General features: G+C 61.9%; 13 protein-coding genes and 1 rRNA gene. 7 read left to right on the forward strand and 7 right to left on the reverse strand.

The window, feature by feature from the left end:
• Positions 1–71 precede the first annotated feature (71 nt).
• From ACFVUS_RS40820 to ACFVUS_RS40840, 5 genes are all read left to right on the forward strand, one after another.
• Positions 72–590: a hypothetical protein gene (locus ACFVUS_RS40820; RefSeq protein ID WP_387779834.1), complete on the forward strand. Its 519-nt coding sequence runs from the start codon at positions 72–74 to the stop codon at positions 588–590.
• Between the two features lie 74 nt (positions 591–664).
• Complete coding sequence (locus ACFVUS_RS40825; protein ID WP_387779837.1) at positions 665–1,264, forward strand: exonuclease domain-containing protein; 600 nt, start codon at positions 665–667, stop codon at positions 1,262–1,264.
• A 74-nt stretch (positions 1,265–1,338) separates the two neighbouring features.
• A complete protein-coding gene (locus ACFVUS_RS40830; RefSeq protein ID WP_387779840.1) occupies positions 1,339–1,809 on the forward strand; it encodes a hypothetical protein in 471 nt (156 codons plus the stop codon).
• Positions 1,802–2,464, forward strand: a complete 663-nt coding sequence (locus ACFVUS_RS40835) for a hypothetical protein (protein WP_387779843.1) — start codon at positions 1,802–1,804, stop codon at positions 2,462–2,464. Before ACFVUS_RS40830 ends, ACFVUS_RS40835 begins: the two co-directional genes overlap by 8 nt.
• A 40-nt stretch (positions 2,465–2,504) precedes the next feature.
• Positions 2,505–4,148: a DUF6119 family protein gene (locus ACFVUS_RS40840; RefSeq protein WP_387779846.1), complete on the forward strand. Its 1,644-nt coding sequence runs from the start codon at positions 2,505–2,507 to the stop codon at positions 4,146–4,148.
• Between the two features lie 66 nt (positions 4,149–4,214).
• On the opposite strand, the gene ACFVUS_RS40845 is transcribed toward ACFVUS_RS40840, so the two are convergent.
• Complete coding sequence (locus ACFVUS_RS40845; RefSeq protein WP_387779849.1) at positions 4,215–4,421, reverse strand: DUF397 domain-containing protein; 207 nt, start codon at positions 4,419–4,421, stop codon at positions 4,215–4,217.
• Entirely contained in the window at positions 4,418–5,320 is a 903-nt protein-coding gene (locus ACFVUS_RS40850) for a helix-turn-helix domain-containing protein (protein WP_387779852.1), read from the reverse strand. The genes ACFVUS_RS40845 and ACFVUS_RS40850 overlap by 4 nt, the downstream gene beginning before the upstream one ends.
• Before the next feature lie 458 nt (positions 5,321–5,778).
• Between ACFVUS_RS40850 and ACFVUS_RS40855 the strand changes: the two genes are divergently transcribed.
• Positions 5,779–6,231 (forward strand): hypothetical protein, encoded by a 453-nt coding sequence (locus ACFVUS_RS40855; protein ID WP_387779855.1) that lies wholly within the window; start codon positions 5,779–5,781, stop codon positions 6,229–6,231.
• A 117-nt stretch (positions 6,232–6,348) separates the two neighbouring features.
• Here ACFVUS_RS40855 and ACFVUS_RS40860 read toward each other — a convergent pair whose 3' ends face one another.
• A complete protein-coding gene (locus ACFVUS_RS40860) occupies positions 6,349–8,283 on the reverse strand; it encodes a UvrD-helicase domain-containing protein (protein WP_387779858.1) in 1,935 nt (644 codons plus the stop codon).
• 224 nt (positions 8,284–8,507) lie between these two features.
• Between ACFVUS_RS40860 and ACFVUS_RS40865 the strand changes: the two genes are divergently transcribed.
• The gene (locus ACFVUS_RS40865) at positions 8,508–11,957 is read left to right on the forward strand and encodes a phosphotransferase (protein ID WP_387779861.1); all 3,450 of its coding nucleotides are present in this window, start codon (positions 8,508–8,510) and stop codon (positions 11,955–11,957) included.
• A 12-nt stretch (positions 11,958–11,969) separates the two neighbouring features.
• Here ACFVUS_RS40865 and ACFVUS_RS40870 read toward each other — a convergent pair whose 3' ends face one another.
• The 4 genes from ACFVUS_RS40870 to rrf form a co-directional block, all read right to left on the reverse strand.
• Positions 11,970–12,722, reverse strand: coding sequence for a hypothetical protein (locus ACFVUS_RS40870; protein WP_387779864.1), 753 nt, complete (start codon positions 12,720–12,722; stop codon positions 11,970–11,972).
• Positions 12,723–12,769: 47 nt separating this feature from the next.
• The gene (locus ACFVUS_RS40875; protein ID WP_387779867.1) at positions 12,770–13,273 is read right to left on the reverse strand and encodes an LmeA family phospholipid-binding protein; all 504 of its coding nucleotides are present in this window, start codon (positions 13,271–13,273) and stop codon (positions 12,770–12,772) included.
• Between the two features lie 38 nt (positions 13,274–13,311).
• The gene (locus tag ACFVUS_RS40880) at positions 13,312–13,872 is read right to left on the reverse strand and encodes a hypothetical protein (RefSeq protein ID WP_387779870.1); all 561 of its coding nucleotides are present in this window, start codon (positions 13,870–13,872) and stop codon (positions 13,312–13,314) included.
• Positions 13,873–13,954: 82 nt separating this feature from the next.
• Positions 13,955–14,045: ribosomal RNA gene (gene rrf / locus ACFVUS_RS40885) — 5S ribosomal RNA — on the reverse strand; the annotation flags it as partial.

Raw genomic sequence — 14,045 nt, forward strand, 5'->3', positions numbered from 1 at the left:
CGCACATGAGCACTCACACTCGCCAGAACCGCGGACATCGCCGCTCGCATCGGTCACGCCGTGGGCTGGACATGCGCAACGGCACCGACCTGACCAAGCGGTTCACCTCTGCCCCGACCACCCGCTGTGGAATTGGCAAGCGCCGCTATATGACTCGCTCCGATGCCGAGCTGGTTCTGGCCTGCCTGGACCGTACCAATCCGCATCGGCGCGAAAAGCGGGTTTACTGCTGCCCGGTGTGCGACGGCTGGCATCTCACGAGTTGGTCGCTCACCGAATACGAGGCCAGCCGGGTCACCGTCAACGCGAGTGAGGCGACGACCGACATACAGGTCGGGGCTGCCGTCCAGGTCCGTCGGCCGGTGGTGCTCGAGCCGATCTCGGCTGAGGATGCGCGGGTGCCGACTCCCCTTGAAGTTGCGCTGCGCACCGCCCCGGTCACCAAGGCTCGGACCACCAGAAGCCGCCTCAGGAAACAGCCGACGGCAAATGACGGCAGCCGCGAGGTACAGCGTTTCGGGCAGAGGCTTCGTGCCCGAGTTCGAGCTGTCGTCCATTCGAGGCTTCGACAGGTTCGCGGCACCCGATGACCTTTCCCACTGATCGGCGGCATCGAGTCCGATACGAGATCAATCATTCACCCGCTCACGCCTCTGGAGGCACAGTGATCACCGGATTGTCTTTCGCCGCACTCGATGTCGAGACGGCGAACCCCAAGCGCGGCAGTATCTGCTCAATCGGTCTCGCCATCGTCCGCGACGGCCGACGCATCGCGGCCCAGTCCTGGTTGTGCCGACCTCCCGCGCCGGTCGACCATTTCGAACCGTTTCAGGTGAACATCCACAAGATCACCAACGAAATGGTTTCCGGGCAGCCGACTTTCGCCCAGCTGTGGCCGACGGTGCTGCGCACGATCGATGGTCTTGCGGTGGTGGCCCACAATGCGAGCTTCGATATCAGTGCTGTTCGTCAGGCTTGCGATCACAGCGGCTTGGAACTGCCGGACTGGTCGTACGGGTGCACCAAGGTGTGGGCTCAGCGACGCCTTCGCCATTTGCATAACCACAAGTTGAAGACGGTCGTTGCCGCGCTTGGGATCAATCTAACGGCCCATCATCGCGCTGATGCCGACGCCGTAGCGGCGGCTGACGTAGCAGTCACTCTGGCTCGCCTCACCGGAGCTCGCACGCTGACCGAGCTCGCCCGGGCGACCGGAACTCGGCTCGGGCGGATCAGCCCGTCCGGCGTTCGGAGCTGCAGTTAGGGAGCGGCTCACGACACCGATCAGCTCTACACCCAACCAAATTTCGCCCGGTACTACCAGGAGGTGAGATAGCCATGAACGACACACGATTCGAACACATCATGGGGCTGCTCCGAGAACGCATCCCCAGTCTGGCAGACGAACTCGACCAAGATTTTCGGCTCGGGCGAGCGGTGCCCGTTCGGGCAGTGCCGCATGAGTCCGACATGCGAGAACGGTCGAAAAGGCTGGCGGACAACGACCTTCAGCCCTTGGGACGCGCGGACATGGTCGTGGTCCCCTACTCGGATGACGAGCGCGGGACATCGATAAACGAGGCGCTGTTGACCCTGGCGGAGACCATGTATCGATCTCGCCTGGCCCTGTTGAAGACTGCCACGGCGCACGGGATGGACACGACGATCCAGTTCGGCGATCCGGAATTCGAAGAGCCGTCCCGCATCGACCTGTCGATCGAGGTCGAGCGTGCGCGTGTCGCCCGAGACCTCGTCCGCACACTCCTGTCGGGCGGATCCATCAGCGGAAAGGAGATGTCCGATGAATAAGGTGGACTTGATCCAGGCCATCGAGCAGGCGATCGGTGCGCTCGAACCCGTGTACCGGAACCGCGCCGATGAGTCGGATCTGTATGAGGCGTCCCTGATCTCAGTGTGTGCCGACGCGGCCGCAGCCGCCGGAGGCCAGACTCTGCTGACCGAGGATGGAAAGGCGCCGTCCACGCTCATGAAGTTCCGCAGGTCGCCGGGAGTGCTGCCGACGAACGGCTTCACCTATGGTCTGGTGCGTTTTCCCGATACGCCGAAACTGCTCGAGATCCACTTGGGCGTCTATGTACTTGCCGCGTATTCGAAGGTCGCACACGAATGCGATGTCGCGATCATCGACCATCGTGAAGCTCAGCGGAGTCGGTTGAGCGGGGCGTATCCCCGCAACCGGGGTCTGATCGCAGCAATCGAAGCCAAGCACTACGACAAGTCCCCCAGCCTTGGAATTGGCCGCGGATTCCTCGGGCTCGCAAGGGAACTGGGCGAGAAGAAGTGCGCGCTCGTCTTCCCCTCCCGCAGTTCCGCGAACCTCGGAGCTTTGATCGCCAAACGGCCCAGTGAGGCATATCCGGAGTTGCTGCCCAACACAACCGCCGCCCTGCGATTGCATTCCCAGCTGGACCAGGCGATCCGGAATTGGAAGAACAGCCTTTAGCGCCCGACTCGTCAACTTTCGAATTGAAGGAGTAAGAGACTTGGCCACCTCCGTTCGCAAGATCTCGGTATACCGCCTGAAACATGTGCAACCCACCGCCGAGGGCATTTTCGATGCGATGGCAACGGGCAAGCTGGTCGGCGACGGCTTTGACGTCGACACGTTCGAAATCGGGGATGTACCGGCAGTGCTGTTCACAAAGCAGCTGCCAGAGAAGCCCACCGGGTGGTGCGAAACCTTGTCAGCGCTCACTGCTCGTCCCATCGAGCTCAACTGTTCAGACGCTGCCGCCGTCCTTGTGATGGCGATCGGCGACACCGTCCTCGCAACGGGGTACGGCATGGGATACCAGTACATCCCCAGCGATCTGAAGGTAGACAACTTCGGGCTGCAGATCGCTCTGCGGGTTGTCAACCCGGACAAGGTTCGTGAGGTAAGCCGCAGGAGCATGGCCGTCGCAGGCCGGCAGGACGATACCTACATCACAAGCGGTATCCCGATCAGCAGCATCGGTATTCGCGAATGGACCGAACTGGTGAAGCGCCTCGGCGGTGTCATTGATGCCGCAGAACTTGGTCTCGATCATCGCCAGCGGGTTGCCATCCGTGGCGGCTCGAGTCTGATCGTCCCGATGCCCGTGGACCCGGAGCGGTTCGTCAACGTCCTGCGACGGATCGCCGCGATCGGACGACGCGAAATTCCCGCCGAGTTCGAACTCCTGGAAGCGATTCAGTTGGTGACCGACGAAGCGGTCTGCGCGGAACTCGAATCGCGACTCGCCGCCTGTCTCAGGGAAGACTCGGATGCAGTGCTCGATTTCGCCATGCCGATCGATCTCACCGACTACAGGCACGAGGTCACCGGGTACATCCTCGAGATCGGCAGCACCGTGCAGATTGTCGCCGATCTGAGCCAGGAGGTCGTGCGTGGGCTGTGCTGCCAAACGGACAATCCCGCCGAGGCGCTCCACAACGGCACTATCGGTTTGATTCTGGGGCAGCGACCCGATGACAGCGGTCCGGATACTGCGGCCGACCTCTGGCTCGAGGCGTCGATTTCGATCGGCTCCCGTATCTACTGGCTGTGCGAAGGTGAATGGCTCGAATGCGGAACGGCCTACATGCAGTCGATCGACCGAAATATCCGCGAACTCATGCTTGAAGAACCGTCGATCGTGCTGCCTGCATGGCACGTCGGAGAACTCGAAAAGGACTACAACGAGCGCGTTCAGAAGGAGCTTGGGCCGGAAGCATTCTTGTGCCTGGACACGAAGCTCATCAGAACTAGCGTGCATAACGGAAACGGATTCGAGCCCTGCGACGGCTTCACCGACGCACGGGCACTCGTGCATATCAAAGGTGCAGACCGTGCCGCGCCGCTGAGTCACCAGGTGAATCAGGCCTACTCGTCGGTCGAGGCGTTGTTCGCACAGGCTGAGGCCAGAAAGAAGTTCAGCAAGCTGGTCGCGGATACGAGCGATAACAAGGTCTTACTCTTGGAGGATTTCCGGCCTACCAAGGTGATCTTGGGAATCAAGCTCAAGGGTAAGGACGCCACGGCTGAGAACCTCTACCCCCTCGCCAAGGTCGCAATTGTCAATATGGCCAAAAACCTTGAGCAGTACTACGGTGTCACCGTCGAGGTGGTTGCGATTCCCGAGGGGCGCGGAGAACACCAGTCGTGAGCGTGGGTGGGCGCAATCCCCACCCTAGTCACGACATCCAAATACGTTGAAGCGCAACCCGAAGCATCAGCGACAGTCGAACAGACCGGACTTCACGGCGTTGTTGAACTGATCCCACACAACCCCGTCAAAAACCAACACCGGGCTGGCGGCACCCAACTTCGAATCCCGTACCCCTACATTACCGCCGCGCATGTGGGCTGCTTCTACGCAGGCTTCGCCGCCTGCGCTGAAGCTGCTCTTGAACCAGTGTGCTTCCCGCGTCTCACTCATGCTTCGAACTCCTTCGCTACCTGCCGAAGCAAGTGTTTGCTATCAGCTTCGTTCAACGCTACCTGCCCAATGCCGTTGTGGGCCTCCAGGTATCGCGCCACCGTTGTCGTACGGTCGTAGTACAGCCGGGATCCATAGGACTCGCTGTACACGGTGGTTGGCTCCACCGGCTCGCCCGTGCTGGGATCCGTTGGGAACCGAAGTATCACGAACGGACCCGGTGCAGTTCCGAGCGGGAATCCGGCGGTGAACGGCACAATTCGGATCCGAGCATTCGGCGGAGCATCAGCCAGTTTCCACAGTTGGGCGGCCATCACTCTTCGGCTTCCGGCAATACGCCTGATCACCGCCTCATCTAGGAGGAGGTCAACCTCAACCGGGGACAACTTCCGAGTGAGGGCACATTGCCGTCGCAGCTTCACCTGAATGCGCTGTTCCAGGTCAGTTGGCGTATCGGCCGTGAAGAATGTCCGGTCCAGTGCTCGCGCGTAGTCGGCCGTCTGGACCAGCCCCGGCACCAAGTCAGTCTGATACATGATCACATGTGTCGCTGCGGCTTCCAGGCTCATGTAGGTCTCGAAGTCGTCTGGGATCAGATCGTCGTATCGGTGCCACCAGACACGCTCATCCACCGGCCGCATGCGCTCATCAGCTTCCTTCGCAAGGGCCTGTAATGCGTCTAGCTTGCCCGTCTCCGCGCCATACAAGCGGCACAATGCCTCGATGTCCAATAGCCTGATCCGTGGGTTCTCGCCCTTCTCCAAACGCTGAAGCGTTCCAGCTCCTCGTTCGATCAGCCGCGCGGCATCCGCAATGGAAAGTCCTGCGGCTTGGCGCATTTCACGAAGCTGGCGGCCCAGCTGTCGACGGGGGATCGTCGTCGGATTCTTGCCGATCATAAGCTTTGCTCCCGAGTTTTTGGACGACTCGCGCGCTGATCATGGATGGTGTAGCTCGATCTGTTGGATGCCATCTTCCGCTCGCTTCGGGTGGCACGCTGGGAAAATGGGCGGATTCATTTGGACGATCCGAAAGTGCCTCCGCCGCAGTCGTTGCGGGTGCCTACTTGCTTCATCACCACCGGGCGGCGAGCTCAGCCGAACCGCCGTTCGGAATAGTAGATCGGACACTGACGAGGGGACATCGAAATGCCCTGGGAATCTTTGGTTTTGCTCATCATGCTCACAACAGGCTCAATCACCATCGTCGGCGCGGTGGTGGCGGACCTACGCGACAGCCGAAGCACACAGCCTCGACAGGCTGCGCTTCCGCTCGAACTGTCCACCGGTAGCACCTATCCCGTCGCGGCGAGGTGCGCACCTGGGCGGCATCGGGCCGGGGTAAGCGAGCGGCAGCGATGACCGGCGTCTACTCGCGGCTCGATCACCACCCCGTTTCAGCGTATCGAGTCAATTTGCGTTATCCGCACGGCCTGCGAGCGTTGCTGTACCCCCATCGCAACTGCGTTGCCGGGCCAGGGCGCAATGACAAGAGTTGCGCCCGACTGCGGCAACTGCTTGAGATCGCAGACCGCAACGAATGGCATTGGGCGAAACGGATTGTTGGCCCACAACCGCGGAGCACGACAACGGCGGAGAGATACGGCCCACGCTTGAAGATGCTCGAAGCGCACACCGTCGCGGAGTCCGAAAGCCGGATGACGCAGACGGAGGCCATCGAAGCCAAGGCGCACCATCGTGACTGCGACCCACCGTGCGAGCGCGCCCGCGCCGCGAACGAGCGATTGGCGGACGACTTCGCCCAGAGACCCGCGACCATCCTTCGATTCCCGGATCGGGTCGACCTTTGAGCATCAAGAATCACCCTCGGGCCGGTTCATTGACACGACCGCATCGCACAGCCGCGCGTTATTCGACCGACGGTATCGATCATCGTGCGGAGCCAACCTCGGACGCCTGCACCTCGACTAGTCGTGCAGGTAAGCAACCCAGATATAGTCCCGAGCCCTGGTCAGTGCGACCAGTGTTTGGCGGGCCAGGGTCTCGGCCCGATCCCGCTCTCCGCCGGTCAGTTCGCTCAGCGGCACGTCGATCGATTCGGTGATGTGGAAGACCGCCCCGAAGTCCATACCCTTGCCGCGCCGGACGGATCCGACTTTGATGACGTCCGGTTGTGTGCCGTCGTAGTCCACGAGCGGTAGCACTGGAAAACCCGCTCGCTCCAATGCCTTCTCATAGGTGCGAGCCTCCTGTGGTGTGTGGGTGATCACCGCGATCTCCGAATTCGAGAAGCCTGACTCGGTGATCGCTGCGATCAGCTCCGTCTCAATTGCGTTGCGGTGCACAGATTTTTCGACCGCGCGCCCACCACTCAGCACCGCTTCGCTGTCGCGCAGCACGAAGCCGGGTCCGCCGTCGAGGTCGTCGACAGTGTTGGCGGCCTCGATGCGCTGGGCGTAGTTCAGGACCGTTTCCCGGTTGCGGTAGTTGGTTCGCAGGACTCGGCCGCGGCCGACGATGGGGATGCCGGCGTCCGAGAGTGTCCAACCACCGGCGTAGACCTGCTGCTGGCCGTCGCCGACCAACAGCAATTGGGCGTTCGATTCGCCACCTGCGATCTGGTGCACCAGCTGGAGCTCGAGCAGAGTGCAGTCCTGCACTTCGTCTACGACGACCATCGCGTAGTTCTCGAAGTCGTCGAGCGGGCGGGCTCGCAGTTCGTCGACTGCTTTGCGGATGAGATCGTTGAAATCATCGACGCCGCGGTGTTCGAGCCGCGCCTGGTAAGGCTCGAAAAGCAGGTTCCATACGGCCTCGCGCTGAGTATTGAAGAGTGGAACACCCTCGCGCCCAGTACGTTTGATGCTGCGATAGCCACGGCGACCATTCTCGTCCTTGAACGTGGTGATGCCGCGACCCTTGATTACGCGGTGCAGCTCGTCCTGCCAATACTGGTGGTCTGTGCCGTCGACGCGGCCGAGAACATCGCGGGCCTTGACCCACGCTCGCGCAAAGGCATCCTCACTTGCCTCTTTGACGAGGCGGAAGGGCACACCGCGGTGGGCGAGGAATCGGGCAGTCCAGGCGTGCAGCCCGATGAACTCGGTGCGTTCTGCCGCGTGTGGCGCCAGGCGGGCGTATCCGGATTGGTGGTATGCGGGAAGGGTTTTGACGAAACTGGTGAACAGCATCCTGCCCGGATGCTGTTTGGCGAGCTGTGCCATACGGTGCAGGGCAACCACGGTCTTCCCAGTACCTGCCGGACCGCTGAAACGCGCCGGACCGTTGAAGTTCACAGTGACCAGACTCAGTTGCTCTGGGTCAAGGAAAGTCATCCAGTCCTGGAATGGGCGACCGAGAGCCTTGTCGCGCTCACCTTCCTGGAGATCGGCGGCAGCGAAGAGTTCTTCGACAACAGGCGCTTCGGCCGTGGGTGCGTCATCGCTGGAGAACCACTCGAAGCGCGTAAGGCGAGCATCGGCCGCCGCGGCGAGTTCGCGGGCACGCTGTCGTGAAAGCCACCCGTCACCGTTCAGGAGGGTGTCGCGGAACGTCGATTCGTCGACTGCGAGGAACGGATCGTGCGCCTCGACCTTCACTGCATTGGCCATCAGGAGCATCACGTCCAGCATGTGTGGCACGAACTGACCGCGGTCCAGCACCAAGCCCCTGAGGGAACTCTCGGCGCTCTCACGGATGCCGCGGACTTGGGCCCTATCGGGAACGCTGTCGGTGAATACAAGCGCGTAGACCCCGGTTCTGCCGATCGCGAATGCGGCCGGGCGCGCAGGTTGGCCGACTGATTCGACCAGTAGGTGCCACCCGTTCTCCATCAGTGGCACCGAAAGGAATCTGCGCTGCTGTGGCGTCAGCCCCGGCAGTCGATCGAGCTGCTGTTCCACCCAGCGACGTCTGCGTTCCCGAGCAATGTCCGACATCGAATACCCCCATCGAAGATCCGGCAATACGTCAACAGTACTGGACACTCGACTAAGGAATCTGCGAATTATGTTCTACGCCAATTGATTTGATGGCTGAAAGGTTGCCTATTCACGTCAGCCGAAAGCCCGTGGCTCCGACCTGGTCATGGGAGAATCGACAGTGCCGATCGCGAGGGGGAATCTCGATGGTGTTGACCGCACGCTACCAACCAGGGGCAATCCGGCGTCCGTTCGTGAACCGGGATGCGGTGTTCCTGCGTTTCGATGAGTTGCTTGCTGAGTCGGCGCATACGCCAAAGGTGCTGCTGCTGACAGGGATTGGCGGGATCGGGAAGTCGCGGCTGCTGGCCGAGTTGAAGGCTCGAGCTGGTAAGGAGCATGCGGCGGCCACTGTCGATTTTCAGGTGCCCAGTCAGCGGCAGTCGATCGAGGCGCTCGCGGTGTTGCGGTCCCAGTTCGGGTCGCGGAAGGTCAAGTTCCATCGGTTCGATATCGCGTACACAGTGCTGTGGCAGCGGTTGCACCCGCATCTTCGAGTCAGCTTCGAATCGTTGGCGTTCGCGGAGAACAGTGAGGTGCTCACCGAGATTCTCAATGACGCAACCGGGATACCGGTCTTCGGCACCGCGGCTCGACTGATCGAGTTGAGTGCGCGGAAAATGAAGCGCACCTTTCGCATTCGTCATGATCAGGTGCTTCAGGAGCTCGATCAGTTGACGCTGTCGCAGTTGGAGGGTGCGGTGTCGTATCTGTTCGCCGCGGACCTCGCGGCCGGTACGGAAGGCGAACCGTATGTAGCGTTTCTCGACGCCTACGAAGCGTTGGTCGGTGGCGTCGAACGGGTTGGGCGAGCGGCGGATTCGGATGCTTGGTTGCGGGATCTCGTCGCACAGCTGGACAAGGGATTGGTGGTCATCGCCAGCAGGGAACCGCTGGGCTGGGAGCGCCACGATCCGGAATGGCAGGGACGGATCGAGAAGATACGGCTCGATGACCTGGTTCTGGCCGACCGGCATCGCCTGCTCGACGCTTCCGGTGTCGGTGACCCCGCCGAGCGCATGGCCATCGCCATGGCGAGCGCCGGGGTGCCGTTCTACCTTCATCTCGCCATCGACGCGCGGCTTCGCGGTGGTGTGATGGCGCCACACGAACTCGTCTCTCCCGGAACGATTCTCGAACGATTCCTGCTGCACGTCCGCCCCGAAGAGGTGCGGACCCTGGAGTTGCTCGGCCTGCCGCGGATCTTCGACAGGGAGACATTCACCGCCATCGCGACCGCCTTCGGACTCCCGGCTCATGTGACGGCGTGGACGTCATTGATCGGATACTCGTTTGTCTATGCGGCCGATGAGGAAGGCACCACCGGGCGGTTCCAGCTACACCAGCTCATGGTGACCGCGTTGCGCCACCGGCTGGATATCGGGGTGACCGCTACGCTTCATGATGTGCTGCACCACCTGTGGCGTTCACGTGCGGAAGCCGCGTCCGGTCGCGTGACCGCATTGCGCGAGGCCGGCTACCACGGCCTGCGTGCCGGGACATTGACGGCCGTCACGCTGCTCGATTATGTGGATCGGATCGCGGCAGCGGGTGGGAAACAAGGGATCGACGCGGTGCTCACGGACCTGAATCAGTACCTGCTGGATGACGGCTCCACCCGGCCGGACCTTCCCGAATTACGCGAGCTGACACTGTGTCTGGAGACCGAGGGCGCATTGCTGCTCGGTGATGCCAAACATGCCGACCACCTCACAAGCTCGATCAATGTAGATCGAACCGGACCCGTCGCCGAACGGCTTACATTGGCCGCGGCCAACGCTCGACGAATCATCGGCCGCACGGATGAGGCGCTGACGATGTACCAGGCGCTGTGGTCGCATGGATCGGGCCGCGTTCGACTGAATGCCGGCCTCTGGGCCGCAGACCTGCACATGTGCCAGGGGCGATTCGCGCAGGCACTCGAATTGTGTGACCGCCTGGTCGAACTCGCGGACTCCGATGATCACGAGTTCCTCGGCGATACCGCACGGCTTCGATACCTCACCTACCGGATGTCGTTCGATACCGACGCTGCGGCCCGATATCTGAACGAGGCCGACGGTCACTACCGTTCAGCGGGAAGCGTTGTCGGACAGGCCAATATCGCCACAAACCGCGCCGAACTGCTGGCGCTCGTCGAGCCGAGCCAGGCGATTGCGGCGGCAGCCGCGGCCATCGCGATCCAGCGCGAACTCGGTGCGCTGCACGAACTCGGGAAGGCGCACACCGCCCTCGGCATCGCCCAGTTGGCTCTCGGGGATCTCGATGCGGCCGAACGAGCCTTCGCCGACGCCTGCGAGACACTCGAACGCGCGGGTTACCGCTCCGGTCGAGCCAGAGCTGAGCTGTTCCGAGCCGGTGTGCACGCCCAGCGCGGACGTAGAGAAGACGCTGCCGCCGGAGCACGTTGGGCGGTCGCGGAATTGGAGGCGGTCAACGTCTACCCTGCGCTCGTACTGGTCGCACGAGCGGTGCTGGCGTTACTCGGATGGCCCGATCCTGCCGTCTCACTGGCGGCCGCGCGGGCACATCTCCGCATTCAGCCTCTTGCCCCGGATAGCGACCTGGAACTCGCCGCTCAACGGCTGAGCGCCCGGATACTCGGACTCGATCCGGACGCGTACTACCGCGAAGCAGTCAGCCGAACCGATTCCGCCGCAGGGTATTACAACCACAATGTGCGGGTCGCGACTGCCACGGGTCCGGTGAATGTCCGAATTCCGGTGGCGGGTGCGGACATTATGGATCTGCGGATCTGGCCGGAGGTGGAGGTGCTGCGCGCCATCGAACCCTTCGTAACCGCGGCCCCTCGGCTGCGCTGGGAATCTGCCGTCCCGGCCTACCAGATTCAGGACTTCATCACCGGCGACCTTCTCGATGACATCGCGCCACGCGGGCACGCGGTCCCCGATTGTGTACCCCGGGACGTCCCCAGGCTCTTCGCGGAACTGCGCGGCATCCCCACCGAGCTGTTGCCGACGCTGCCCAGCTCATCCACGGAAGATCCGGCGGCGTTCGCTCGCCGCTTATCCGACGTCACCGAACGCGTGTATCAGGAGAATCAGCATCGATTCGGGCCGCTGTATCGCAGCCTGGGTGTGCCCGAGAATCCGCTTGCCACAGTGCTTTCCGATTGGAACACCCTCGAATCTCGCCCGTTCCGTCTCGTGCACGCGGATGTGCACCGGAAGAACATGATCATCCAGAATGGCACCGCGGTCGTATTTCTGGATTGGGAACTGGCACTGCTCGGCGATCCGCTGTACGACGTGGCCAGCCACCTGCACAAGATGGGTTACCAGCCGGACGAGCGCTCCCTCTTCCTGTCCCAGTGGGTCGCTGCCGAACCCGAAGCAGCGACCGGTCGCTGGGAGACCGATCTACAGACATACCTCAACCACGAACGGATCAAATCCGTCATCGTCGACTCGGTGCGGTACGCCAAACTGCTCACAGAAGGAAGCAGAACCGCCGATCAGCAGCGGGCACTGGTGAGCAATCTTGTCGCCAAAATCAATGCTGCTCATGAGATTTGGGGCAGCAGTGCGCGGTTTGATGCGAATTCTGTCAACTCGAAGCTGCGGGCGGCTCGCTAAGCCTGTGACCTACTACCCACGCAAACAGGCATGCCAGGAGGACGGCGGGGCATCCAGGATGATGGAGCCGTTGTCGTCGACTTGATTTCGGTTGCGGCTGTAACTCGGGACCGGATTCCACACTCCACCCGCTGATGCCGTGGCCGTCTTCAGTTCTGCGAGAAAGGCATTCAGCCTGGATCCGTTGAGTTGTGCCAGCTGGGTGTTGTCGAGGGCTTGGTTGCCAGGTCGCCCGACGGGGGGATTCCAGGGGAAGAAGATGTCGGTTGTGACTGCGAGTTCGAAGGTGAGTGATTCTTCGCCGGGAAGTGAATCCATGCCGCCCAGTAGTACCGGTGGCTGTTGGAACGATTCCAGGAGGTCGGCGGCGGAGCCGATGTCTTTCATTTCTGATATCCAAGAATCCGTGATTTTCCCTTCGCGGTCATAGTATTCGAGACGGGTGGCGGGCACGACTCCGAAGGATGCGTCCAAGTATTTGGCGAACACACATCGGGATCGAGACTCTTGCGGCTCCACGTTCGGAGCCAGCTCGGGGTGATCGGCAAGGAAGTCCAGGACGTAGCCGTCACGGTCGAAACGGAATCGGCCATTGGACAGGGCCAGTTCCTGTACGCGCAGAATGCCCGTGCGCTCCCCCGCGTCCAGCACAGCTCGCTGCCAGCGGAGCAGGACATCGTTGATCGCGGGTACGCCGACATGCCAGACGAATACCTCGTCTTCACAGCTGCACCAGTTATTTACATGGGCTTCCGAAGACGGCACTGAACTCCTCCTTACATCAGCATTGCGCAGCGTTAGGGGCCGGGCGCCTAGGACTTCTTGCCCTTCAGTTGGTCGATATCCACGAGGACGTTTTTGCCGGTGCCGGTGACTATGACTGTGGTGCCGTCCATGCGGATTGAGGTGGGGACTACGCCGAAGGGGAGGAGGCCGGCTACGTCCAGGAGGACCATGGGGCGGAGGGCGTTGAAGCGGGCTGTGGCCTCTAGGCGGTCTACCGGGACTCGGTGGAGTTCGCGGCTTTTCAGGTCGCTCAAGGGGAGTTCTACGCCGTGGAGGGTGGCTTCTACGTCTACGAAGCCGAATTTTTCGGTGCCTACGTGGTTGGCCTTGATTACGAGTTCGTCGTATTTGCCTCGGGCGGCCTGGAGTAGGACCGGGAAGCCTTTGATGTCTACCGAGGGGTCGGAGCCGAGGTTGGCTGTGTTGCGCATGGATTCGGCGGCGGCTTTTTCGGCGTAGGCCGCGGCGCCGAAGTCGGCGGCTACGGCCAGGCCCGCGATGATGATCAGGGTGATGAGGAGGGTGCGCACCTGAACATCATGCCAAGGTTGTCGGTGCGCACCGCGGGTCAATCGGTTACTCGGTGGATGAAGCGGGTCAGGTCTTCGGGGGTGTAGCCGAGGAGGCGGGCTCGTTCTACGGACATCAGGAGGAGTTGGGCCAGAATCCTTGCGCCCCAGCCGTCTTTGCCGTCGGTGACCCATTCGTCTACCTTTTCGACGCCGATGTCGGTCAGGAGCAGGCCGTGGTCCTTGTGGATCAGCGCGCAGGTGGTGGAGATGGCGTCGAGGAGATCTGTTCCTGGGCGGGTGCATTCGAGGCTGAAGCAGTGCGTCAGGGGTTCGGGGACGCAGCCTTCGGGTGGGGATGACCTGATCGCGGTGTAGGCGGGGTCGTCGGGAGTCGCACCCTCCGAATTGAGGAGGCTGTCTATGAGAGTGAAGCGGTGGTAGCCCGGCGGGGGTTCCGGCGGCCGCGGGGATGCCTTGCGGCCGAAGGACTTTTCGACTTCGTCGGCTGCTACTTCTTTGGATTCGTGGGTGATGGTGATGGTTCGGTGGCCGTCCTCGCCGGTTACCGTCCATCGGCCGCTGTGTGGATCTTCTTCATATGAGAGATACAGGGACACGGGTGATATTCGGAGCCGCAAGGGAATTGGTGGTGAAACGAAAAAGACCCCCAGCGAATGCTGGGGGTCTTCTCGAATGATGTTCCGGCGGTGTCCTACTCTCCCACACCCTGTCGAGTGCAGTACCATCGGCGCAGGTGGCCTTAGCTTCCGGGTTCGGAATGGGACCGGGC

It is taken from the genome of Nocardia sp. NPDC058058 (genome assembly GCF_042885355.1).
GTDB lineage: Bacteria > Actinomycetota > Actinomycetes > Mycobacteriales > Mycobacteriaceae > Nocardia.